The sequence below is a fragment of the Pirellulales bacterium genome (assembly GCA_036499395.1).
Classification (GTDB): Bacteria; Planctomycetota; Planctomycetia; order Pirellulales; family JACPPG01; genus JACPPG01.
The window spans coordinates 61,932-86,647 of sequence record DASYDW010000077.1 but is presented as its reverse complement, the minus strand read 5'-3'; the positions used below and the strand labels follow the sequence as shown (position 1 = coordinate 86,647).

Genomic DNA, 24,716 nt, shown 5'->3' with positions numbered 1-24,716 from the left:
GATTGCTGGCAGACGAAGCGGAAGGAATTCTTGGTCTAAGTCTTCTATTGGGCTTGGACCGACGGCGCGCCGCGCGGTAACAATCTAGCGCACGTGACCTGCCATACCTGCGCGACGCAGCGCTCTGCGTCGTGCTTCGATTCCTTCCGGCCGAGCATGCGATGTCCGATGCGCTCGACTATCAGTCCGTGCTCCGTTTTTACCCGGCTGACTGTCAGCCGACGGCGGTCGAGTTTCTCGATACGGCCGGAGGATTGAGCGGCACGCGGTTGTGGCGGCTGACGACGCCACGCGGGCTGTTACTATTGCGGCGCTGGCCTCCGGAACATCCGCCGCGCGAGCGTTTGGAATTCATACAGGCCGTACTCTGGCATGCCCACCAGGAGGGCTTCGATCGCGTGCCACTGCCGTTGGAAAACGTCGCACATCAAGGCTACGTTTCGCACGCAGGACATTTCTGGGAAATAGCGCCGTGGCTGCCTGGTGCGTCCGATTATCACGCCGCACCCAGCCTCACAAGGTTGCGAAACGCCCTGACGGCGCTGGCCAAATATCACCAGGCAGTCTCTTCGTTTCCCCTGGCCGAATCATCACTCTGTCCCTCGCCCAGCATAGGCGAGCGTCTCGAACAACTGCGAAGGCTATTGTCCGGAGAGTTGGAGCAACTGCGATCGTTGGTCACGACCGCACATGATGACTATCAACCGGCGGCGGCCCGTATCGTGGAACTCTTCCCGCGGGTGGCCCCGCGCGTATTGTCGGAATTGGAACGGGCCTCGGCTGTAGAGGTATCGGTCGTCCCCTGCCTGCGCGATGTGTGGCACGAGAATGTATTGTTCGAGGGGGACGAGGTCAGCGGTCTGATCGATTTTGGCTCGCTGCGCGCTGAGAATGTCTCGGCCGACGTGGCTCGCCTTTTAGGAAGCATGGCCGAAGACGATCGTAGCCAATGGCGAGCAGGATTCGCGGCTTACGAGCAGGTGCGTTCGTTGTCCGAGGTCGAAGCCATGCTGGCCGGGACCTTTGACATCAGTGGCGTCCTCCTGGGGGGGACGAACTGGCTAACCTGGATTTATGATCGGCGACGTGTCTTCGACCAGCCGGCGGCCGTACAGGCCCGTTTAGATTACTTTGTCAGGCGACTTACGCATTTGGTCGAGAGCCGGTGAATCGTTCGCCAAGAAAATTGCGTAGAATTGTCGAGGGCCAACGCGTGTCATTGCTGGCAGATATTGTGTAAATGCCAGTTTGAAACTTCACAGATGCCCCAATGATTCGAGCGGTCTGAAATTGACCGCGCGCTGTCAGGCGTCCTAAAATAAGCCGACTTTGCCATTTGAGGGGGACGTCGGGAGGATTTCATGAGGGATCTGATGAGAGCAGCCCGTTGGGTTGTGCTGGGACTGCCGCTGCTTGCTGCCGTGATGGTCCATCCGGCATTCGCCCAATTGGATCTGGGGGCGCTGAATCCGTCCGGCAAGGCGGCCCCTGCGGGCAACGCTGGTCCGGTCACGGTCACGGCGCGGATTGCCCCGGCAAGTGATAGTGGGCCTGCTCAACTGGTGGTGACTGCCGATGTCGCGCCCGGCTGGCACATCTACTCTTTGACCCAAAAGCCGGGCGGCCCGGTAAAGAGCAAGATCACGGTCGAGCCGAGCACGGACGTCAAGCTGGCCGGCGAGTTCAAGTCGGCCACGGCGCCCGATATTCATCCGGAGCCAGCGTTCGACAACCTGCCGGTAGAAGCGCATGAAGGGCGCGTCGTCTGGACGGCACCGCTGGAACTATCGTCGGGGGCCGACGCAGCCAAGCTTTCCATCACAGGCAAGCTCGGCTTCCAGGCGTGCGATGCCAAGAGCTGCATGCCCCCCAAGTCGCTTCCGTTCACGGCCGCGCCAGTCGAGGCCGCGCAGGCAGTTTCGGCAGAGGCCGCAAGCGCACCCGGGGACGCGGGCGTCTATAAGCCCAAGAATGCACACGTCGTATTGCAAGGTTATCTCGAACCAAAAGTTGTGGCGCCGGGTGAAAAGGCAAGGCTAGTGATCACGGCCGAGCCGGCCGAGGGATATCACGTTTACGCGCTCGCGGCTCGCGACCCACAGAATATCTCCAAGCCGACGTTGATCGTGTTCCAGGAGACAGCCGGATGGCAAGCCTCGCCGCCGGTAGCGCAAGGGAAACTAGTCGAGAAGCCCTCGCCTGTGACCCCAGGCGAAAAGGAACGCTATTACGAACAGCCGGTAACCTGGATGATTTCGCTTGCGATTCCGCGCGACGCAAAGCCGGGGATCGCTAAGCTGTCAGGGCTGATCGGATTGCAGACTTGCAAAGCGGACCAGTGCGACATGCCGCACGGGGTGCAGTTCGAGGTCGAAGTACCGATCGAGGCGCAGAGCATCGCCGGGAAACTGCCGCTCGTGTTTCGTCCGGCGAAAAGCTACAAGCAGGCGGCCGACGCCGCAGCCGCTATTTCGACGGCGACCGTGGAATCGCCCGCTGGACCAGGTGACGCCTTTAATTTGGAGGAGATCGAGGCCAATACTGAACAGGCCGATACGTCACTGTTTGTGATGCTGGGGGCTGCACTTTTAGGCGGCTTGATTCTGAATTGCATGCCGTGCGTTCTGCCGGTGATCGGCCTTAAGCTGCTTGGCTTCGTAGAGCAGAGCCACCAAAGCCGGCACTCGATCTTTTTGTTGAACGTCTGGTTCACGCTTGGGTTGATGTCGGTATTTGCCGTGCTGGCTTCGCTCGCAGTGTTCCTGAATATGGGCTGGGGCGAACAGTTCACCAAGCCTTGGTTCACGATCGGGATGTCGGGCCTGGTATTCGCCATGGCGCTGAGCTTTCTCGGCGTGTGGGAGATACCAATACCAGGGTTCGTCGGCAGTGGAACCGCCGGTCAGTTGGCAACCCAGGAAGGCGCCGTAGGCGCTTTCGCCAAAGGTGTATTCACCACCCTATTGGCGACGCCTTGTAGCGGACCATTTCTGGGGCCTCTTTTCGGCTTGTTGCTCAGGCAGCCGCCGGCTGTGATCTATGCCATCTTTCTCTGTGTCGGACTTGGCATGGCGAGCCCCTATTTATTAATTGGCGCCTTCCCGCGTTTGATTCACTTTCTGCCAAAGCCAGGCGTGTGGATGGATACGTTCAAACAAGCCATGGCCTTCGTGCTATTGGGAACAGTCGTGTTTCTGTTCATGAGCATCAAGCCAGATTATTTGGTGCCCACATTCGCACTTTTGATCGGTATCTGGCTCGGATGCTGGTGGGCGGGACGCACTCCTTTGACAGCCGAACTCGGCCAGAAGGTTGTCGCCTGGGGCGTCGGCGCCGGAATGGCAACGTTCGTTGGGCTCTTCGCCTTCAATTGGCTAGTGCCCGGTGATGATGTGCTACCGTGGCAGCCCTTCTCGCAAGAGGCGCTCGTCCAGTTGAGCACCGAAGGGAAAACTGTCTTCGTGGATTTTACCGCGGAATGGTGCCTTACTTGCAAAACGAACGAGCGCGTGGCGATTAACACCCGGGCGGTGCGCGAACTGGTCGAAGAGTACCAAATTGTGCCGCTCAAGGCCGATTGGACGGACGGCTCGGCAGAGATCAAGGAGATGCTGCATCTGCTCGGTCGGAACTCGATCCCCGTTTATGCGATTTTTCCGGCGAGCCAGCCCAATAAGCCGATCGTATTCAGTGATCTGGTAACTCAAGGCGAAGTTTTGGAAAAGCTGCGCGAAGCGGGGCCTTCACGGGGGACCGAAGAGCGCACGGCGCTGAAGACGTCGCGGTAGGAGGTGGTTACCAGTACTTAGATGCCGGTAGCTGGTATTCGGACGGGCGTTCTACGACGAGAAGCATTCTCGGCTAAGACACTGTTTCTACGCCCACACGGCGCCGCGTTCGCTACTCGCGATGTGGCCGATCGTGAAGCACTCCAGACCCTGGTCCGCGAGCTGCTGCGCGATGCTGTCGGCGTAGAATGAGCTAACGACCAACACCAGCCCTAGCCCCATGTTGAAGACGCGCGCCATTTCGTCGGCTTCGACGTCACCCAGCCGCGCTAGCCAGGGAAATACCGGCGGCACCGGCCAACTGTCGCGCTTGATGACGGCCGTTACACCCTCGGGCAGGACACGCGACAGATTCTCGAGCAGCCCACCACCGGTGATATGTGCGATGCCGTGTACGACCCCTTTAACTTTGTAGTGCGCGAGGATCTTGCGGATCGGCTGCACGTAAATGCGCGTTGGTGTCAGCAACGCATCGCCCACGGTGCTGGACAATTCTTCGACGTAATCGTCGACTCCCAAGCCGGCCTTCTCGAAGACCACTTTGCGCACCAGGCTAAATCCATTCGAGTGCAGACCACTCGAAGGAAGGCCCAGCACGACGTCGCCGGCTGCGATCGCACGGCCGTCGATGACGCGATGCCGTTCGACCACGCCGACGCAAAAGCCGGCCAGGTCGTAATCGCCCGGAGCGTAAAGGTCGGGCATGATTGCGGTTTCGCCCCCCAACAGGGCACAGTCGCTGGCCAGGCAGCCGACCGTGATGCCGGTGACAATCTGCTCCAATAGCGCCGGATCATCTTTCGACATCGCCACGTAGTCGAGGAAGAACAACGGCTCCGCTCCGCAGCAGAGTGCGTCGTTGACGCTCATTGCGACCAGGTCGATGCCAACGGTGCTGTGGTGGCCGGCCATCATGGCCACCTTTAACTTGGTGCCCACTCCATCGGTGCAGGAGACCAGCACGGGGTCGACGTACTTGCGGGCGAAGAGAGGGCTGGCGAAATCGAGCTGAAACAGGCCGGCGAATCCGCCCGGCAAGGGGAGCACGCGCGGCGACTGTGTTCGCGCCATCAGGCCTGGCAGTCGGGCCATCGCCTGCGCGTACAACTCCAGGTCGAGACCTGCGTCCTTGTAAGTCGTCTTGGCCATCAATACTGTGGGCGAATGCCGAGAAAGACGCGATTGTAGGTGGCCCCGCAAGGGGCTGTCAAACGTGCAGGGATCGCAGCGAAACGTCCCACCCTTTGGCGGTGTTTGCGCGATTGAGTTGCTGAAACCACGTACTCAACAGCGGTATTTCGCGGCGATAGACTTGTGTCACGCCCGTCGAGCGGGCATGGTAGAGAGCACATTCAGCCACAATCGAGGAGAGAAGTTTTGCGATTATATCCCACAAGGTTGGTAATGCTGGTCATTTGCGCGCCGCTGGCCGTCTTGGTGGGAGTGGTCCTGGCCGGTGATCCTCCGGCTCCGCCACCGTTGTCGAAGGTGATGCCGGCGACCGATTTGATCGCGCAGGTTGATCTCTGCTTGACGGGCTGTCGCGAAGCGCTGGCCGATGCGCCGTCGTACATGGAAAAGTCGCGGCAGGTCGCGCGCGACGCGCACACGCTCGCGGCGCTAGCGCTTGTGCTTGCGAAGCACGATCAGGATCATCGCCTGACGGCCAGCTCGCCGGATTTACTGGCGGCGTCGAGACAGCTTGCCAAAGCCAAGGACTACGAAGCTGCGAAGACCGCGTTCGCCGCGGTCGAAAGCGCCGCACAAGGCAAGTCCACTGGCGCTGCCGCCGCACCTCAGTGGGAAAAAGTCGCAGGCCTGGGGCAGTTGATGAAGCAAGTCACATTCGTGAACAACCGCTTGAAACGAAATATGCGACGCTTCGACGAGAGAAAAGATGACAATGCTCGCGATGCGGCCGTTTTGGCGGCCATTGCCCAGGCCGCAAACTATGACACGCACGAAGTCAAGGATCCGGCCGACATTGATAAGTGGTATCAATTGTGCGGCGAGATGCGCGACGCGGCAGGCGATGTGAATGCGCAAATCCATGCGGGCGATAAAGCCAAGGCCGAAGCAGCGCTCGCTAACCTCGGAAAAAGCTGCGAAACTTGCCATGAAACGTTTCGAGTCCGAACGTCGCCCTGAGCGTGGTATGCTTCAGCACAACGGCTGTGTTACCCCTCGTGCCACCTTGAGCTGACTTCATGCCCCTTTCGCATCCGACTCTGCAGTTCACTCACCCGCTCCCGTATGGGGCGATCCCGATCGACGGCGGTGTCCAGTTCGTGGTTTTCAGTCGTTCAGCCACGGCCATGCGGTTGATGTTGTACGACAACGTCGAAGATCCCGAGCCCGCGGATATCATTCACTACGACGCCGAGAGTGATCGTTGGGGAGACATCTGGAGCATCTTCGTTCCGGGGATCGCGCCGGGACAGCTCTACCATTTGCAGGCCGACGGTCCGTTCGATCCGCGCGAGGGGCATCGCTTCGACGGCCGGGCGCGATTGATCGACCCCTATGCTCGGGCGCTGGCTGGCAACTTTCTGCCTTGTCCGGACGGGATCGTGCGTCCACCGAAGTGCGTCGTGATCGACGACACGTTCGATTGGCAGGGGGATCGCCACCTGCGACGCAGCCTGGCCGATACCGTGATCTACGAGATGCACGTGGGGGGCTTTACCGCTTCCAGCACCAGTGGCGTCGACCATCCGGGTTCGTACCTAGGAGTGATTGAGAAGATCCCGTATTTGAAGTCGTTGGGCGTGACGGCCGTCGAGTTGATGCCGGTCCACGACTATCCGACGAACAACTGCTTCGGCGGAACGGACGATCGCCCGAACTACTGGGGCTACGATCCGCTCGCTTTTTTCTCGCCACACCGCGGCTATGCTTCGAGCCCGGAACCGGGGGCGCAGGTCGTCGAGTTCAAGCAGATGGTGCGAGCACTGCACCAGGCCGGCATCGAAGTGATTTTGGACGTCGTCTTTAATCACACGGCCGAAGGAAACGAGCATGGGCCGACGCTGAGCTTCAAGGGTTTGGAGAATCGCGTCTACTACATGCTCGAAAACGGCGGCACGTATTATCGTAACTACTCAGGTTGCGGTAACACGGTGAATGGTAATCATCCCATTGTCCGCGAGTTGATCTTCCTTTGCCTGCGGCATTGGGTTCTGAATTATCACGTCGACGGATTCCGCTTCGATCTGGCGAGCGTGTTAAGCCGCGACCGTAACGGTGAGTTGCTGCCGAATCCGCCGTTGGTCGAGACGATTGCCGAAGACCCGCTGTTGTCCGATACGAAAATCATCGCCGAGGCCTGGGACGCGGCGGGCGCCTATCAGGTCGGCTCGTTCGCCAACCTGCGCTGGGCCGAGTGGAACGGTCGTTATCGCGATGATATTCGCCGGTTTTGGCGCGGTGACCGCGGGACGCTAGGGGATTTTGCCACGCGATTGTCAGGATCGGCCGATCTGTATGCCCCCAGCCGGCAGCCGTATCACAGCATCAACTTCATCACGTCGCACGACGGGTTCACGTTGAACGACCTGGTGACGTATAAGTTCAAGCACAATGAGGCCAACGGCGAAGGCAACCGGGACGGCGATAACAACAGCCTGAGCGACAATTACGGCGTCGAGGGCCCGACGAACAAGCGCATCATCGAGCGAATCCGCTCGCGCCAGATTCGCAACTTCCTAGCTACCTTGTTCCTCAGCCAGGGCGTGCCGATGCTCGTGTTCGGCGATGAATGCCGGCGGACGCAGCATGGCAACAACAACGCGTACTGTCAGGACAACGATATCTCGTGGTTTGATTGGGACTTAGTCGCGCACAATGTCGACTTGGTGCGTTTTTCGCAAGCCTTGATCGCGTTTCGCAAACGCCAGACGACGTTGCGTCGCTCGAGCTTCCTGAAAGGGGAGCCGCAGGGGCCCGGTACGCCTCCCGACGTTAGTTGGTTTAGTGCCTCGGGCGGGCCCGTCGATTGGACGAGTGACGAGATGAGTCTGACCTGCCTTTTGGCAGCGCCGCCAGCCACGAGCGAGGAGGAATCACCTCGGCATATCTTGCTGCTGAGCCATGCCGGTTCGCTGCCGTGCGAGTTTTCGATTCCGTGGCTCGCACGCCGTTACCGCTGGAACCTGTTCATCAATACGGCCGCCGACAGCCCGGGCGACGTATTCCCCAATCTGGACGGGCCCGAGGTGAGAAACGATCGAAAGATCACGCTGATCGACCATTCGTTGGTGTGCTTCGTCTCGGGGCCGTAGCCGAGCGAGCTTGACGGGGCGGCGGCTGGGCGGCGAGCTCGTACTGCGAGGCTGTTACGCGCAAAATCTGGGCGGGTATGGTAGCGGCCGCCGCCCGGCTGCGGCAGAATACCAGGGGTTCAGGTCGTACAATTGTCACAGCGAGCGGCGCCCTCGCTCTGTAGACGATTTACTCTCCTCTCTCGTTTTCGGCGAATTGGCCCCAGGCCCCGGCCGTGCGGACGTCGCGACTACGGCGCATCGGCCACTTTTTCGGAGTGACATGCGATGAGCATTGCAACGTCCGCAGCTCTCTATCAGGAACGGACGGGCCAGGTCACCTCGCGCGAGGTCATCGATCGCTGCCTGGATGATTTGGCACAGGCCAAAGGGCGCTGGCGCGAGACTCCGTTAGCCAAGCGCATCGAGCTGGCGCAGGCCTGCCTGGACGGTGCCGTGGTGGCCACGGACCGTTGGGTGACTGAAGCATGCCGTGCCAAAGGGATCGAGCCGGGAACGCCGCTTGAGGGAGAGGAAATGGCGGCCGGCCCATTGGCCACGGTCCGCTACCTGACCTTGTTGATCCGCTCACTGCGTGACATTGAGCGCACAGGCGAAGTAAAGCTGCCTGGCAAGATCGACACGACGAAGACCGGCCAGCTGCGCGTGCAGGTATTTCCCACCCGCGGTTTGTACGACTCGGTATTGTTTGCCGGCTTTCGTGCTGACGTCTGGATGCAGCCGGGCGTGACGCGTGAGAATCTCGCCAAGCACTCTGCCTGTTATGTTCGACCGGAATCGGCGCCGGCGGGCATCGCCCTGGTCCTGGGCGCCGGCAACGTCAGCAGCATTGCGCCGACCGACGCCTTCAGCAAGCTGTTTCAAGAAGGCAAAGTGGTGCTGTTGAAAATGAACCCGGTAAACGAATACCTGGGGGGCATCTTTGCCCAGGCGTTCGTCCCGCTGATCGAGGCCGGGTTCTTGCGCATCATTTACGGTGGCGCCGATGTCGGAACCTATTCGGTCGAGCATGAGCTGGTGGACGAAGTGCATATCACGGGTTCGATTTTTTCCCACGAGACGATCGTGTGGGGACCACCGGGCCCGGATCGCGAGCGGCGCAAGGCCGAAGGTGCGGCGCGCTTGCAAAAGCGAATCACGAGCGAGTTGGGGAACGTCACGCCGTGGATTGTCGTCCCCGGGACGTACAGCGCCCGGGAGCTGACGTTTCAGGCTGAAAACGTCGCGGCGATGATCACCAACAACGCCTCGTTCAATTGCATCGCGACGAAGATGGTGGTCACGAGTCGCAGTTGGCCGCAACGGCAACAGTTTCTCGACAAGATCGACGCTGTACTCGCGCGGATTCCTCGTCGTCGCGCTTATTATCCCGGCGCAGAGGAACGCTTCACGCGTTTCACGGGTCGCAAGCCTGAACCGGGTCCACAGGGGACGCTTCCCTGGACGCTGGTGCGCGACGTGACGCTGGATCGCGAGCCGCACTATTTCGAAGAAGAATCGTTCGTGTGTGTTTGCGCCGAGACGGCGCTTGACGTGGCTTCGGCCGAGGAGTTCGTCGATCGCGTCGGTGATTTCGTTAACGATCGCTTGTGGGGGAATCTGGGCGCCGGTGTAATGGTCCACCCAAAATTTCGCCGGCAGCCCGGGAATGAGGAGCGGTTTCAGGATTTGATCGCACGCCTGCGCTTCGGCACGGTCGGCATCAATCATTGGCCGGCCATCAGCTATGCCTTGATGTGTACCCCCTGGGGCGGGTTCCCCGAAGGGACTCTGGAAGATCCGAAAAGCGGTCTAGGCTGGGTCCATAACACATACCTGCTCGACGCGGCACAAAAAACCGTGATCGAGGGGCCGCTGACGATGATGCCGAAGCCATTCTGGTTCCCAACGCACAAGACGGCAAATATCCTGGCGCGAAAGACGGTTGATCTAACCTACCGGCCCGCCTGGTGGAAGCTGCCCGGCCTGATGCTGCCGGCATTGCGAGGCTAGAGCGATCGCCAGCCTGGCCTGGCCGCGTTCAGTAGGTCGACGCGACACCGAAGTGTCGGCCGTAGAACTGCAAAGTTGAGAATTTGCATCTCGTCTTCTGTAGCTGACCTCTTCGAGGCCGTGACCTCATGGTAGCGCTCCGGGGTCGCAGACCCCCGGCTACAGACTTTGCAGTCCTCCTGGTTATGACGGGGAGGTTGACGTGCGCCCGCGAGGAGTGCAGGCTACTCGTGCCTGCGCATGGCTTTCATGCGCTAGTCGCCAGCCTTCGATCCTTCCCGGGGAACGCATTCGATGAACCCACCGCGAATTGCCTTTCGGCGACCTGTTTCTTCGTGTCTCGTCTTAGCTGCGATCGCATTTTTCTTGTTGTTGGCCGCGAGCCCTACGGCGCATGCACAGATCGCCGTTGCCGAGCCGGAATACAACGGGAATGACCGCATTGAGAAGTGGGAAGGCAAGACGGTCATGGTCGTGACGCCGCATCCCGATGACGAGACGTTCACCTCGGGCGGTCTGTTGGCCATGCTCGCCGCGCAGAAGAACAACGTGCAGATTCTCATCTACACCAGCGACAACGCTGGATCGAATGATCCGACGATGACCAAGGAGCGGCTGGCCGAAATTCGCCGCCGTGAGGAGGAGGATTCCTGCGAGATCCTCGGCATTCCCAAGGATCACATTACCTGGCTAGGGCATGACGACGGAATGCTCGAATACGTCGATCGGCGCGAGCTGACGAAGCAAGTTGCCCGCGAGATCCGCCGTCAAAAGCCGGATGCGATTCTGTCGATCGATCCCGGTGCGCCGTACGAGCAGTGGCACAAGAGCGATCATCGCAGCGGTGCCGTAGTGACGGCCGACGCCATGCGCGCCGCGGCGTGGCGATTGTATTTTCCGGAACTCGAGCGCGAGGGATTCAAGGCGCACAAGGTGCCGGTCGCGTTCTTCTTTTATTCGAACCAGCCCAACTACTCGGTCGACATCACCGAGGTAGCTCCTTTGAAAGCCAAGGCCGCCGCGGCGCATACCAGCCAGTTCGGCTCGATGGTCACCAGCTACGACGACAACAAGCTGGCCGAGCGCCGCGAGGGCTTGGCCAAGATGCTGCTTGCCAGCCGAGTTGTGCCGCGCGAGGACGGCCGTATCGTGGAGAAATTCCGCCGCACGACCGCGTACAGCGAATAAGAGCCCTTTCGCGGCCGTTTATTGCCGTTCATCTGCTCTCGCCAATCTACACCTAGACAATCGTTTTTGGTGTCACCATGCTAGTTTGCTCGCGACGAGTTTTGAGTTTGTTCGGGATTGTGGCGGTCCTCTCGGGTTGGATCAATTCGAGTCCGCTGTCGGCTGAGGAGCCGCGCCCGGCTGCGAAATCCAACCTGAAGATTCTGACGTGGAATATTCAGATGCTGCCCACGTTCGGCTTCTTGAGCGAGGACTTGCAAAAGAAGCAGGCGTTGCGGGCGCCGTGGATTATCGAGTATCTCAACCAGCAGGATTACGACATCGTCGCGCTGGAAGAGGTAATTGATCGCAAAATCACGGAAGAGTTGAAAGAGGGGCTCAAGTCGCACTATCCGCATATCGTAGCGCCGCCGTCGAAGTCGGGAATCTCGGGCACGAGCGGCGGCATTCTAATTGCCAGCCGTATCCCGCTGACCTATGTCTCGCACATCGTTTATAAAAACGTGGCCGGGGTCGATCGGCTGGCGGAAAAGGGATGCTTGATGGCTGCCGGCGAGCGCGACGGCGTGCGCTTTCAGATCGCGGCCACGCACCTGCAGGCCGGGCACAACGAGATGAAGGAAAAGCAAATCCCGGAAATCTGGGAGGGAATCCTCAAGCCAAATTTGCAGGAGGGAGTTCCGCAATTCCTGGTCGGTGACATGAACGTCGCATCGGACGTCGATGACGAACGCCCACGCTGGCGGATGTTATTGGCGACAACTCACATGCGCGAGTATCCGACTGACGATCCTCGCCCCTGGTCCGTCGACGGCGAAAACAGTTGGAGCCGGCCGAGCAAGCACGGAGAACGTATCGATCACGTTCTGTTGAATCCCAGCGGAACCGGAACCAATATCCAACGGCAAACGATCCAGCGTGTCTGGAAGGAATACGAGGGGCGCCGCATGGATTATGCCGACCATTACGGCGTCATCGCCGAAGTAATGCTGCAGAAATAACGCTCATTAACGGCTGCAATGCATCGGTGTGGCCGGCGTCACGAGTCACGCTGCTGGCATCGCACCGCGCGGTGGGTTATCGTCGAAGCTTGCCGGCGGAAGTTTCCGATCGAACCATCGGCTGCCGAATCCACCCATACGCGATGCCGTCACGATGAACTACTTGAGAAGCTCGCTGGTTGTTGCGATCTGCTTGGTTCTATGCGGTGATCAGGGGCCGGCTCGTGCAGCGCCGCGAATCGCCCCCTTTCCCGGCTTGCGCGAGCCAGTCTTGACCGCGCACGCCATCACGGGTGCCAGGATCGTCGTCTCGCCTGACCGTACGATCGAAAACGGCACGATCGTTTTCCGCGACGGGGTCATCGTGGCCGTTGGTGAAAAAGTGACGCCGCCGGCCGATGCACAGATTCATGACGCCAAGGGCAAGACTGTCTACGCCGGCTTCATCGACGCCTACAGCGAATTGCCGGCCGACGCATCGCGGGCCGTGGCGAACGACAAGTCCGGCGCCGGTTACTGGAACGGTAATATTCTGCCGCAGGTCGCTGCGATTGCGATTTATGCACCCGATAATGACGCCAACCGCAAGTATCGATCTCAAGGGGTTGCGGTGCGGTTGGTCGCTCCGTCGGCGGGCATCATCAAGGGTGCAAGCGCCCTGGTGACCACCGGGGATGAATCGGGTCGCGAAACGATTCTGAAGGATCAGGTCGCCCTGCATGCCAAGCTAACCACGGCACGCGGATTGGCAGGCTACCCCAACTCGCCGATGGGTGCGTACACGTTGGTGCGACAGGCCCTTTACGATGCCGGCTGGTATTCGCAGGCGTGGCACGCTTACGAAGGAAACAAGGACCTGCCACGCCCCGAGCGGAGCGATGCGTTGGCTGCGCTGCGTGGTTATCTCGGCGGCAAGCAGCCAGTCATGATTGATGCGGCGGATGAAATTTACTTTCTGCGAGCGGATCGCATCGGCAAGGAGTTCGGCCTGGATGTGATCGTACGAGGCTCAGGGGACGAGTATCGCCGGCTGGCGGATATTGTCGCCACGAAACGCTCGGTCATCGTGCCGCTGGATTTCCCGAAGGCGCCGAATGTTTCCACACCTGAGGGTGCCGCGAATGTTTCGCTCGAGCGGCTGATGCATTGGGACATCGCTCCCGAGAATCCCGCGCGCCTGGCTGATGCCGGCGTGAAGTTTGCCTTCACGACTCGTGGGCTCAAAGATCCTGGCGCATTGCTGGGCGCAGTCCGCAAAGCCGTCGAGCGGGGCCTGAAGCCAGAGGCGGCGCTTCGCGCATTGACAGTCACGCCAGCTGAACTGTTCGGCATGGCGGATCGCTTGGGCACGCTCGAATCTGGGAAAGCCGCGAATATTGTCGTCGCTAGCGGCGACCTATTGCAGAAGAAATCGAAGGTTCTGGAGACCTGGGTCGACGGCCGTCGTTACGAGATCGAAGCCAGTCCGACGGTCGACGTGCGCGGGACTTGGCAGGTCGAGATTACGAAGCCGGATGGCGCCAAAGAAACACTCACGATCGCGCTCAAAGGGTCCCCGACGAAACTATCGGGCAAGGTCAAGCGTGGCGATAAGTCGACGGCGCTTGTCAGCCCGGCGCTTGCCGAATGGCATTTCACGACCTCCTTCAAAGGAGAACCGCTTGGGCTGGAAGGGGTGCTGCAATTGACGGCGACCATCGCACAGACGCCCGCGGCGGCGGCCGATGCCGTGGTAGACCTTACCTGGCTGGGAGCCGTGGTTTGGCCCAGTGGTGAACAGACCTCGTCAACGGCGAAGCGCGAGAAGCCGGCCGAGGCCTCTGATGCCGACGACGCAGCCGAGACGAAGGAGGAAAAGAAGGAAGACGACGCAGAGAAAGAGAAGCCGACCGAGGCCAACGACGAACAGGTCGTGAAAAAGGACGAGGAGCCGGCAAAGTCGGATGACACGGAGGCTGACAAGAAGGCTGCGGAGAAACCGAACGATGCAGCGGAGAAGGCAGACGCTTCTAAGAGCGACAGTAAGGACGATGCCGGTAAGAAAGAGAAGTCGGAAAAGCCGAAGAAGCCGGTGCGCGCGCTCGCCGAAGTGAACTACCCATTGGGCGAGTTTGGTCGAAAAGCCGCGCCCGAGCAACCTGCAGCCGTGTTATTCAAAAACGCCACAATGTGGACAAGTGGACCACAGGGCCTGTTGGAAAATGCTGACGTCCTCATCGAGCAGGGAAAGATCAAGGCCGTGGGCGTCAACCTGGCCGTCCCGAATGGTGCGATAACCGTCGACGCGACGGGCAAGCACATCTCGCCGGGAATTATTGATTGCCATTCGCATATCGCAACCGACGGCGGCGTGAACGAATCGGGCCAAACGATTACGGCCGAAGTTCGCGTCGGCGATTTTGTTGATCCCAACGACATTAACATCTACCGCCAACTGGCCGGCGGCGTGACGAGCTCGAATATCCTGCACGGGTCGGCCAATACGATCGGCGGTCAGAACCAGGTGCTGAAGTTCCGTTGGGGCGCCGGGCCGGAGGAATTGAAATTCGCCGCGGCGCCGCAGGGAATCAAGTTCGCGCTGGGTGAAAACGTCAAGCAAAGCAATTGGGGCGAGAGGGCCAACAATCGTTATCCGCAAACACGGATGGGGGTCGAGCAGTTGGTGCGGGATGCGTTCCGCGCGGCGCAACAATATCGCCAGGACCACGACCAGTGGAATCGCACGAAGACCGGTTTGCCGCCGAGAACGGATCTGGAACTGGAAGCCTTGGCCGAGGTGGTCGAAGGCAAACGCCTGATTCACTGCCACTCGTATCGTCAGGACGAGATTCTCGCCCTGCTGCGAACGTGCGAGTCGTTCAACGTGAAAATCGCCACGCTGCAGCACATTCTCGAAGGCTACAAAGTCGCTGACGTCATGGCGAAACACGGCGTCGGCGGATCGAGTTTTTCGGACTGGTGGGCCTTTAAGTTCGAAGTGCTGGACGCGATTCCTTACAACGGCGCCCTGATGCACAACGCCGGCGTGGTAGTGTCGTTCAATTCGGACGACGCCGAGTTGGCGCGGCGGTTGAACCTGGAAGCGTCGAAAGCCGTGAAATATGGCGGGGTGCAGCCTGAGGAGGCACTGAAATTCGTCACATTGAATCCGGCCAAGCAATTGCGCATCGACCAGTTTGTGGGATCGCTTGAGCCCGGCAAGGACGCGGACCTGGTCGTTTGGAGTGCTTCCCCGCTGTCGACGTATGGTCGCTGCGAGCAAACGTGGGTCGATGGCCGACGGTATTTCGATCTCGGGGAAGACCAGCAACTGCGTCAAGATGCTGCCAAGCTGCGGGCGGCACTCGTGCAGCGCGTGCTCAGTTCGGGCGAGCCGACAGCCACGCCTGAGGATGAGAAGAAACGCGAGTCAGAATTCTGGCCTCGCGAGGATATCTTTTGTCATCACGGCGAGCTGGATGGTCACGGGCATTAGAAGCAAAGTCAATAATCTTCGCCTACGACGAACCACACGAATAAGACAAGTTAGCCTGGATGGACAACAAAGGTTTAAAGGGCCGCGAGGGGAGAACGTTTTTGATGCGACAGCATTATTTGGCCGTGGTTGCGGCATTGAGTCTCGTGGCAGCGAGTGAGAATCGCAGCCTGGCTACGCCCGAGGTGCCCGGCGCGCCGCAGACTCATGCTATCGCCCTGGTTGGCGGTACGATTCACCCTGTTAGCGGACCGGTGATCGAGCATGGCACCCTGGTGTTCGACGGTGGCAAGATCACGGCGGTCGAAAAGGGAATTGCCGTCCCGGCCGAGGCGCATTTCGTCGACGTATCTGGCAAGCACGTCTATCCGGGGCTGATCGACGCCAACTCGCAATTGGGACTCGTCGAAATCCCTTCAGTGCGCGGCACGCGCGATATGGCCGAAACGGGTGAGATCAATCCCAACGTTAAGGCGCAGGTCGCCTTCAATGCTGACAGCGAGCTGATTCCCGTCGGCCGCTCGGGCGGAATTTTGAGCGTGCTGACTGTTCCCAACGGCGGCCTGATCACCGGTCAATCCGCCTGCATGCAATTGGATGGCTGGAGTTGGGAAGATATGTGTCTAAAGCCGGGCGTGGCCATGCACATCAATTGGCCACAGATGGCACCGATTGAAGCATGGTGGATCGAAGAAACCGGCGCCACGCAAATGCAGGATCGAGATAAATCGCTCAAGGCGATTCGCCGGGCATTTGCTGACGCTCGGGCTTACGCAACGGCCAAAGAGGCGAGCGCCGCAGGGAAGGGCGCTGCCCCGCAGTTCGATGCGCGCTGGGAAGCCATGATTCCGGTCCTCGAGCGAAAAATGCCTGTTTTTATCGACGCCGAGGAGACACAACAGATTCAAGCGGCCGTGTCGTTTGCCGATCAAGAAAAGCTGCGTTTGGTGATCGTCGGTGGATACGACGCACCGGCGTGCGCGGAACTCTTGAAGAAACACGATGTGCCTGTGATCGTGGCCGGAGTGCATCGGTTGCCTCGACGTCGTGGCGATGCGTACGATGCGCCGTTCACCGTGCCGGCAAAGTTGCAGGCCGCGGGCATTACTTTCTGCATCGGCGGTGTGATCGGCGGGGCGTCGGGCTCGTCGCCGGCCAATATTCGCAATCTGCCGCACCACGCCGGCACGGCTGCCGCCTATGGACTGCCGGCGGAAGATGCATTGAAGTCGGTCACGTTATACGCGGCGAAGATTCTTGGCGTTGACGATCGGATCGGTTCGCTCGACGTCGGCCGGGACGCCACACTGATCGTCACGACCGGCGACCCGCTAGATATCCCCACGCACGTCACGGCCGCCTACGTCCAGGGACGGGAAGTGCAATTAAACGACCGGCACAAGCGGCTGTGGGAAAAGTACAAAGAGAAATATCGCCGCCAGGGAATTCAGAACCCCTAATCCACGGCCACAGTCGACGGTGCTGGGCAGGTCCGGCCGGGGAGCGTACGATGGTCCCGCGGTCGTATCGCGTGTTTGACGGAACCGGTGGAAACGAGAGCGGGATGACGCATTTCTCCTTGATCGACGGCCTGATCGTCGGCGTCTATTTGATCGTCACGATGGCCGTGGGATTGAGCGTCCGCAAGTACGTCGGTAAGGTCGAGCACTTTCTCGTCGCCGGCCGCGAAATGGATGTCTACCTGGGCATCGCGTCGTTGGCCGCCACCGAGTTCGGTATCGTCACCTGCATGTCCGCGGCCGAGCTTGGTTACAAGCATGGCTTCGCCGGCGCCTCGGTCGGCATCACCTACGCCATTGCCATGTTCGTGGTCGGCTATACCGGCTTTTGCGTAAAGAAACTGCGCGATTCGGGCGTGGTGACGATCGCCGAGTTGTTCGAAAAGCGGTTCGGTTCGCGCATTCGTTGGTGGAGCGGACTGGTGATCGTCGTCGGCGGATTGCTCAACATGGGCACGTTTCTTCGCCAAGGCGGCGACTTTTTGGTCACCGTCTGCGGTTTCTCGGTCGAGAACCTCGAAATCACGATGACCGTGCTGTTGGCCGCGGTGGCGTTCTATACGATCGTCGGCGGTATGTTGTCCGTGTTGGTTACTGACTACTTACAGTTTGTCGTGATGAGTATTGGGCTATTGGCCGTCACATTTTTGATGTTGTTCGAGATCCCCTGGAGTTCGCTCGTCGAAGTGGTGCAAGAACGCTACGGCGAAGGGGGCTTCAATCCGCTCGCCAATCCGAAGTTGGGCTGGCCGTTCATTATCTTCAACTCCCTCTTGAACCTGGCCGCCGTGCTGACCTGGCAAACCACGATCGCCCGACTACTCTCGGCCAAGGACACGAAAACCGGTCAGCGAGTTTACACGGCCACCAGCTTTTTCTTCGTGTGCCAGTTTTTGATTCCCGCGGTGTGGGGAATCGCGGCCTTGGCCACGCTCGAAGAGGGGGTCGTCGATCCGGACAACATGGCTCAGGCGATGCCTATCTTTCTCAGTCGCACGGTGCCGACAGGCCTGATGGGCCTACTCGTGGCCGCGATGCTGGCCGCGGACATGTCGACCGATTCGTCGTACATGCTGACCTGGGGAAGTGTAATCTATAACGATCTGCTGGCTCCGCTGCGCAAGACCCCCTGGCCCGAGAAACGCGGGCTGCTCGTCAATCGTATGATCGTCGCCGTGATTGGCTTGTTTTTGCTCTTATTCGGGCTGTGGTATCAGATCGGCGACAACGGTATTTGGGCCTATCTGACCGTAACCGGTACGATCTATCTTTCGAGTATGTCGACGTTGCTCGTGGCATGCTGTTACTGGCCGCAGGCGAACAATTGGGGCGCCGCGGCGGCGATCGGCGTGGGAGCCATCTTCCCATTGACATACCTCGTCATGGAGCAACTGCCCGCCACGCAAGAAATGGCCAAATCAATCGGCCCCTATAATTCGGGCATTGCCGCGTTTGTTGGCGCGGCCGTGGCCATGATCGTGGGGTCGCTGCTGAAGCCAATATTCGTTACCGATACCAGCAGCGAGGCCAGCGAATAATGGCGACGTTTTGGTGGCTGCTGACGATCATTTGCCTGGTGTGGTATTCGACCGTCACTATCTACGTCAGCGTTCGCGGCGCGCGTGATATCAAGAATATGCTGACCAGGCTAGAACGCTCGCAAGACGCGGACGAAGAAATCGCAGCTCCACGCTAAATTCCGATTACTGAGCGCGGTTGCTGTCGGGACGGCTCATCGCACGTCGCTAAACCCGCGCAGTCCTTTGCCAAAGTTTGGATAGGTCACCCAAACCGTCGGATTCGGATCCGCTTGGGCTGATGACCAATCATGATCGTCGTAGCCGGGTTGGTTCCAATTTGCCACTTCGCTGTCGCGTACTTTCCAACTCGTGTCCGACACGATCGGCTGCACGTGGCCGTCGCGGTCGCGGATCTCGCCATAAAGATGAAAGCCGCCGCTGCGCTCCGGGCCGCCCGGCTCAAGATCCGGATTGTTTGTGCCGTATTCGCGCGCATCGACCGCAATGACATTCTCGCCCTGTCGCAGGTAGGGCTTAATATCGTACACGGCGAGCAACTTCGGATTCACCGGCGCCGAAAGATTGCGGCGCGCGAACTGCTCGCCGACTTGCGTGCCGTTAACGAAGATTTTGACATGCGTGTCGCCGTGGACCTGAATACCGGCCGCGGCGACATCGTGCGGATCGAGCTTCAGCACTTTGCGAAACCAGGCGTGCTCGACGGGCCGGCCGGCAAAAGCATCGGGATGATAAATCCATCCGGCCGCCGGGCGCGGGTCGTACGCAAAGACTCCCGTCGCCGCCCGTGCCGCCGCGTCGTCCCACACTTGAACCATCGCATTGTATTCGTCGATGGCGTAGTGCAGATTCGCGGGCTGATTCGTCCGCAGCCACAGCTCTTGAAATGTGTCGCGCAGGCTGGTGGCCTCGTCACGGACGGCGTGAATGCGATCCAAAAACTTCTGCTGCGCGGCGCCAAGGTCGTCTTGCGATAGGCCCTCGGCTGTAAAGGAATTCAAGTCTGCGACCAGTCGCTGGCTGGCCACATAATGCTCGTGCATGCGGGCGCAATAGCGCAAATAGTCCACGTCCCCCTTGCGCCTCGCGACGAGCGGTTGCAGAATGTCGCACAGCTTCTGCGCCGTGCGGGCGTCTTCGTAGACGCGATACAGCTCCTGCGTCGTGTGCGCTCGTCCGTCCTTGCGGGGCAAGAATGGATGGCGGAAATAGTCGAGCAGCGGGAACCACCACGGCCATTTTTCTAGTAGTGCGTAGATCGCCTCGAAATACGGTCCGGTGCCCGGCCCGTTGTTGAGGGTGAAGAACCGGTCGGAAAAACTTGAAACGTCGGTCGAGTCTGGCGACCAACTAACCTCACCGCCATAGGCGTAACCGTAGTACAGCAGCTCGCGCAGGTTCTTGGAACCGTTGTCCCCCCACGTCGAAGTGATCGAGCCCAGCGGTTGGGGCTGCCGGTAGCAATCGAGCGTGAAGTTGCGGATGTTGATCATCGCCTTGGACATGTCCGGAAATATCCGGTCCCAATTGCTCATGCCGGGGAGCACGATGATCGGGAATCCCTTCGAGCCCAGCACATCGACGGTTGGGTAGTGATCGGCCGGTTCATACTGCCAATCCATCAGCACGATGTCTTTGGGGATCAGGTCAAGAATCTCGGGATATTTAAGGATGATGTCGCCGTACATGATCATCGTTTTGTGACGGCTCTTCAGCAGATCGTTGATGCGTCGATAGTGTGCCGCATGGGCCGGCCCACGCCCTAGCCGTTTGACGGATTCCGCGCTCTTGCCGAAGCCAAGGTCCCATGACTCGTCGAGACCGGCGTGGAAGTACTTCGAGTCAAACGCGTCAGCGATCTCGTTAAAGCAATTGGTCAAGAAGTTGAATGCCTCGTCGTTCGTGGCAAACGAGTGCGCGCCGGGGTACTCGGCAAACGGCCGCACCTCGTCGAGCATCAATAGCGCGCCCTGATTTCCCAACATTTCGAAGACGGGAAAAATCTCGACCCCCAGGGGCCGGGCGAAGGCTTCCAACTCGTCGATTTGCGCCCGGGTCAGGGCGCCGCGTCCATCACCGATCTTGGGATATCGTTGGAAGCGGAACGTATCTTCGAAGTAATAGATCAGCGTGTTCATCTTGAACTCAGCCAGGAAGCGGATCATGTCCTTGAAGTTGTCCATGGTCGAGACCTGGCCGTAGCTGAACTCATCATGCACGCCGCGCATGGCCATCTTCGGCCAGTCGCGCACGCGCACCGCCGGCAATGGTTTGTCGGATCCGCGGTAGACCAACATCTGCCGCAGCGTTGTCGTGCCATAAAGCAAACCGCGCGAGCTCTCGGCACCAATCACGATCCCGTCGGCGCCGATGCCCAGCACGTAGCCTTCTTTGGCCATCGCTTCGGACAGCTCCAGGCTATAGGCCTTCATGAGCTTTGCGACGCGCGGATCGGTCTTTGGATTGCCGAGGACGATCTGCCGGGCGGCCGGGGCCTTTGCCGCGTCTTGAACGATTTGCAATTTCAAACCGGCTTGTTGCCGCAGTCGTTCCTGCAGATTCTCGGCGGCGAACTTGGCGCCGTCGGTCGTTGTGCCAGGCAGCACGATCTTGGTCTGCTCGTCGACGCGGAGCGAATCCTTGGTCCAGACGACTTCTTGCGGCGTCGGAATGACGCCCAGATCCTCGCGCTGTGGTTCGCGGGCCGGCGCGAGCCCGACGAGCAGCGATCCGATGATCGTCACGGTTACTGGCAACCAGCGACACGTCTTCGCAAATATCATCCCAATCTCCGCGATTCGTTTCGGTAAGCGACTCGGTACGGCCGCCCGGCAGTGAGGGTCTGCGCGGGGACTGGCTGAACTGAACGGTCTCGGATAGCCTTTGGGGGGGCGTGAGCAAAGAGAATCCGCGAGATGCAGAAGCTCGGACTGGTGCCGCACCGTCCGAGGCGATTCTCTATGTTCCCGCCCGGCGGGTTATGTCTCTTATATCCAGCGACGCTATGGAAAGCTAATCAGCCCGGCGATGACCGACTCCCGCGGCGCAAGCTGTTCGCCCAGCGGCTCCCTTTGCCCTAATCGAACCAGGACCGAAGTCAACGATCGCGTCATGTCAGAACACCTTGCACTACTTGGGGGCCGTCCCGTGCGGGACCGCCCCTTTACAAGTTGGCCGATTCATGGGGAACCGGAAAAAGCGCGTCTGCTGAGCGCTCTTGGCAGCGGTCGATGGGGGCGACTTGACGGTGACGAAGTCGCGGAGTTCGAAACACGATTTGCCGCGATGCACGGTTGTCGAGAGGCAATCGCCGTGGTTAACGGCACCGTTTCGCTACGCCTGAGCCTGGTCGCCGCGGGGCTAGAGGCCGAATCCGAAGTTATCATTCCTCCCTACACGTTTTTCTCGACAGCTTCGGCGGTCATCGAAGCCAACATGGTGCCGGTGTTCGCCGATGTCGACCTGGGCACCTTCAACCTAGATCCTCAGGCGGTCGAAGCGGCCATTACCCCGCGAACGCGCGCGATCATTCCGGTTCATTTTGCCGGTCAGCCGGCGGATATGGACGCCATCATGGTGATCGCGCGCAAGCACAAGCTGCTAGTCATTGAGGACGCGGCACACGCCCACGCGGCAACTTATAAAGGCCGTCCGTCGGGCAGTCTGGGGGACTTGGCCTCGTTTTCATTTCAATCGAGCAAGAATCTCACGTGCGGCGAAGGTGGCATCATCACCACGAATGATGAAAAGCTGGCCGCCAAGTGCCGGTCGCTGCACAATTGTGGAAGAATTCCGACGGGGGTCTGGTACGAGCACCACGTGATCTCGGGCAACTACCGGCTGGGCGAATTGCAAGGCGCCCTGTTGAATGCGCAGCTAGAGCGCCTCGAAGAGCAAACAAAAACACGCGACGGCAACGGGAAATATCTCGCCGAAAAGATCGCGGCGTTACCCGGCCTGCACCCGCAGGAACGCCCTGACTATTGCACGCGACATGCGTACCACCTGTTCATGATGCGCGTCGTCGAGCAGGAACTCGGCGTGCCGCGTGCCACGGTGATCGAAGCATTACGCGCCGAGGGAATTCCGTGCTCACCCGGTTATGGCTACTCGCTGCCGCAACAGCCGATGTTTCGTAATCGTGCGTTCGGACCTTACCTGCCGCGTATCGCTGACACGCTGGATTACGAGCGAGTGAAGTGCCCGAATAGCGATCTGCTTTGTCGCGAACAATCGCTGTGGCTTGAGCAAGGCATGTTTCTCGGTCCTCGCCAGGATATGGACGACATCTATTGGGCTTTTGAGAAAATCGCCACCAGTCGCGCCGCGCTGACCGATTGGGCGCAGAGCGCCAGTACAAGGTAGCCGAACAAACACCTGACTATTGGCCGTTTGCGAGCGGTTACGCTGCTTACTCAGCCATCCTTCCCGAGCATGACAGGTCCATTAGCGCTGCGGGGCATCGTTCTCGCGGACAGGCCAGTCGGCCGATTCGGTCCGCGCAGTGTCCAACATATTCGTCAGCTTTGCCACCACACCGGGATGATCCTTGCCCACGTCGGTGGTTTCGCCGAGATCTTTGTCCAGATCGTAAAGTTCGATGGGCCCCTTTAGGCCGAAACGGATGGCCTTCCACGAGCCGGCGCGGACCGCCTGTTTGAAACCGCGCTCGTGGAATTCCCAGTACAAGAACTCGTGCCTGGGTTGTTCGCGCCCGGCGGCATCGGCGCCGAGTAGCGTTGGCACGACCGAGATACCGTCGATGCCCGCGGCCGGTTTAGCACCTGCTAATTCGGCGAGTGTCGGTAGCACATCCCAGAAGGCCCAGGCGTGGTCGTTGGTTGAGCCGGCCGCGACGTTCCCAGGCCAGCGGACGATCATGGGAACGCGGATTCCTCCCTCGTACAGATCACGCTTGTGCCCGCGCAAGGGACCGGCGCTGTCGAAGAATTTCGGATCGGCGCCCCCTTCCTTGTGCGGACCATTGTCGCTGGAAAAAAACACGATCGTCTGCTGGTCCAACTGTAGTTCGTGCAGTCGATCGAGGATGCTACCAACATCCCGGTCCAACCGCGTAATCATGGCGGCATGATTCTTTTGCGCCGCCGGCCATGATTCATGGGAATAAGGTTCGTCCGTGGGGATTTCCATCCCTTGCTGTCCCGCCTCGTTGTTCGCATGAGGGCTGGTGAACGGAAGGTACAGAAAAAAACGATCTCGCTGATGCCGATCCAGGAAGTCGATCGCATGTTGCACGAACAAATCTTGCGAATAAACGGCGCGTTCGCGGGCGACGTTGTTCACAACGACGTTGCCGGCGATCGGCTGCCGTTCGCGGTTATGCCACAGAAAGTCGGGATAGTAATTGTGGGCGTGTTTTTGATTTAAATAGCCGAACCATTCATCGAACCCTTGCGCATTTGGCACGCCGGTGGTCTCAGCTTCGCCTAGCCCCCACTTGCCGAAAATTCCCGTCACGTATCCGGCTTGCTTCAGAATCTTGGCGATCGTGACGTCCGTGGCGGAAAGCGGAACCTCACCGTTACCGCGAATCCGACCGTGGCCGCTATGCAGGCCTGTCATCAAGGCACAGCGTGATGGGGCGCAAACAGTGCTGCCGGCGTAGCAATCAGTGAACCGCATGCCAGCGGCCGCAAGCCGATCGAGATTCGATGTTTTTATGCGCTGTTGGCCGTAGGAACCGATGTCGCCGTAGCCCAGATCATCGGCCAAGATGAATATGATATTCGGACCACGCGGAGGTTCGGCTGAGTGCGCTTGATGATGGCCGATGAGCGAGGAAGTTGCCGCGATGCAGACGATGATCGAGGTAGCTAATCTGTCCAGCAAGTATCTGTCGAACCGGCTTTTGACGGGGTTGGAAAGCATGGAAGTGTCTGTGGGCGGATGGGCGGACGAAAGTCAACTTGCACA

General features: G+C 59.7%; 15 protein-coding genes. 12 read left to right on the top strand and 3 right to left on the bottom strand.

Going from position 1 to position 24,716, the window contains the following annotated elements:
• Window positions 1-131 precede the first annotated feature (131 nt).
• Window positions 132-1,169: a phosphotransferase gene (locus tag VGN12_14640; protein ID HEY4310684.1), complete on the top strand. Its 1,038-nt coding sequence runs from the start codon at window positions 132-134 to the stop codon at window positions 1,167-1,169.
• 204 nt (window positions 1,170-1,373) lie between these two features.
• A complete protein-coding gene (locus VGN12_14635) occupies window positions 1,374-3,788 on the top strand; it encodes a thioredoxin family protein (protein ID HEY4310683.1) in 2,415 nt (804 codons plus the stop codon).
• A gap of 87 nt (window positions 3,789-3,875) precedes the next feature.
• On the opposite strand, the gene purM is transcribed toward VGN12_14635, so the two are convergent.
• On the bottom strand, window positions 3,876-4,937 hold the full coding sequence (purM, locus tag VGN12_14630) for a phosphoribosylformylglycinamidine cyclo-ligase (protein ID HEY4310682.1): 1,062 nt from the start codon (window positions 4,935-4,937) through the stop codon (window positions 3,876-3,878).
• A 228-nt stretch (window positions 4,938-5,165) separates the two neighbouring features.
• Here purM and VGN12_14625 point away from each other — a divergent pair, with 228 nt between their 5' ends.
• The 9 genes from VGN12_14625 (at window position 5,166) to VGN12_14585 (ending at window position 18,940) form a co-directional block, all read left to right on the top strand.
• Window positions 5,166-5,936, top strand: a complete 771-nt coding sequence (locus tag VGN12_14625; GenBank protein ID HEY4310681.1) for a cytochrome c — start codon at window positions 5,166-5,168, stop codon at window positions 5,934-5,936.
• A 59-nt stretch (window positions 5,937-5,995) separates the two neighbouring features.
• Window positions 5,996-8,068 carry a glycogen debranching protein GlgX gene (gene glgX, locus VGN12_14620; GenBank protein HEY4310680.1) on the top strand — a complete coding sequence of 691 codons (2,073 nt, stop codon included), beginning with the start codon at window positions 5,996-5,998 and terminating at the stop codon, window positions 8,066-8,068.
• A gap of 267 nt (window positions 8,069-8,335) precedes the next feature.
• Window positions 8,336-10,060 (top strand): aldehyde dehydrogenase family protein, encoded by a 1,725-nt coding sequence (locus tag VGN12_14615; protein HEY4310679.1) that lies wholly within the window; start codon window positions 8,336-8,338, stop codon window positions 10,058-10,060.
• A 294-nt stretch (window positions 10,061-10,354) separates the two neighbouring features.
• Complete coding sequence (locus tag VGN12_14610) at window positions 10,355-11,248, top strand: PIG-L family deacetylase (GenBank protein ID HEY4310678.1); 894 nt, start codon at window positions 10,355-10,357, stop codon at window positions 11,246-11,248.
• A gap of 107 nt (window positions 11,249-11,355) precedes the next feature.
• Window positions 11,356-12,249: an endonuclease/exonuclease/phosphatase family protein gene (locus VGN12_14605; GenBank protein HEY4310677.1), complete on the top strand. Its 894-nt coding sequence runs from the start codon at window positions 11,356-11,358 to the stop codon at window positions 12,247-12,249.
• A 154-nt stretch (window positions 12,250-12,403) separates the two neighbouring features.
• Window positions 12,404-15,724, top strand: coding sequence for an amidohydrolase family protein (locus VGN12_14600; GenBank protein ID HEY4310676.1), 3,321 nt, complete (start codon window positions 12,404-12,406; stop codon window positions 15,722-15,724).
• Between the two features lie 104 nt (window positions 15,725-15,828).
• Window positions 15,829-17,184: an amidohydrolase family protein gene (locus VGN12_14595; protein HEY4310675.1), complete on the top strand. Its 1,356-nt coding sequence runs from the start codon at window positions 15,829-15,831 to the stop codon at window positions 17,182-17,184.
• 104 nt (window positions 17,185-17,288) lie between these two features.
• A complete protein-coding gene (locus VGN12_14590) occupies window positions 17,289-18,782 on the top strand; it encodes a sodium:solute symporter family protein (protein HEY4310674.1) in 1,494 nt (497 codons plus the stop codon).
• Complete coding sequence (locus VGN12_14585; protein HEY4310673.1) at window positions 18,782-18,940, top strand: hypothetical protein; 159 nt, start codon at window positions 18,782-18,784, stop codon at window positions 18,938-18,940. Before VGN12_14590 ends, VGN12_14585 begins: the two co-directional genes overlap by 1 nt.
• Before the next feature lie 36 nt (window positions 18,941-18,976).
• On the opposite strand, the gene VGN12_14580 is transcribed toward VGN12_14585, so the two are convergent.
• A complete protein-coding gene (locus VGN12_14580; GenBank protein ID HEY4310672.1) occupies window positions 18,977-21,565 on the bottom strand; it encodes a glycoside hydrolase family 20 zincin-like fold domain-containing protein in 2,589 nt (862 codons plus the stop codon).
• A gap of 328 nt (window positions 21,566-21,893) precedes the next feature.
• Here VGN12_14580 and VGN12_14575 point away from each other — a divergent pair, with 328 nt between their 5' ends.
• The gene (locus tag VGN12_14575; protein HEY4310671.1) at window positions 21,894-23,147 is read left to right on the top strand and encodes a DegT/DnrJ/EryC1/StrS family aminotransferase; all 1,254 of its coding nucleotides are present in this window, start codon (window positions 21,894-21,896) and stop codon (window positions 23,145-23,147) included.
• A gap of 81 nt (window positions 23,148-23,228) precedes the next feature.
• Here the strand turns inward: VGN12_14575 and VGN12_14570 are convergent, their stop codons facing one another.
• Entirely contained in the window at window positions 23,229-24,671 is a 1,443-nt protein-coding gene (locus VGN12_14570) for an arylsulfatase (GenBank protein ID HEY4310670.1), read from the bottom strand.
• Between the last annotated feature and the right edge of the window lie 45 nt (window positions 24,672-24,716).

Bases quoted from the DNA above. Each gene is read 5' to 3' on its own strand.
- purM (HEY4310682.1), bottom strand. From the start codon at position 4,937: ATGGCCAAGACGACTTACAAGGACGCAGGTCTCGACCTGGAGTTGTAC.
- VGN12_14635 (HEY4310683.1), top strand. From the start codon at position 1,374: ATGAGAGCAGCCCGTTGGGTTGTGCTGGGACTGCCGCTGCTTGCTGCC.
- glgX (HEY4310680.1), top strand. From the start codon at position 5,996: ATGCCCCTTTCGCATCCGACTCTGCAGTTCACTCACCCGCTCCCGTAT.
- VGN12_14610 (HEY4310678.1), top strand. From the start codon at position 10,355: ATGAACCCACCGCGAATTGCCTTTCGGCGACCTGTTTCTTCGTGTCTC.
- VGN12_14580 (HEY4310672.1), bottom strand. From the start codon at position 21,565: ATGATATTTGCGAAGACGTGTCGCTGGTTGCCAGTAACCGTGACGATC.
- VGN12_14590 (HEY4310674.1), top strand. From the start codon at position 17,289: ATGACGCATTTCTCCTTGATCGACGGCCTGATCGTCGGCGTCTATTTG.
- VGN12_14615 (HEY4310679.1), top strand. From the start codon at position 8,336: ATGAGCATTGCAACGTCCGCAGCTCTCTATCAGGAACGGACGGGCCAG.
- VGN12_14585 (HEY4310673.1), top strand. From the start codon at position 18,782: ATGGCGACGTTTTGGTGGCTGCTGACGATCATTTGCCTGGTGTGGTAT.
- VGN12_14600 (HEY4310676.1), top strand. From the start codon at position 12,404: ATGAACTACTTGAGAAGCTCGCTGGTTGTTGCGATCTGCTTGGTTCTA.
- VGN12_14595 (HEY4310675.1), top strand. From the start codon at position 15,829: ATGCGACAGCATTATTTGGCCGTGGTTGCGGCATTGAGTCTCGTGGCA.
- VGN12_14575 (HEY4310671.1), top strand. From the start codon at position 21,894: ATGTCAGAACACCTTGCACTACTTGGGGGCCGTCCCGTGCGGGACCGC.
- VGN12_14570 (HEY4310670.1), bottom strand. From the start codon at position 24,671: ATGCTTTCCAACCCCGTCAAAAGCCGGTTCGACAGATACTTGCTGGAC.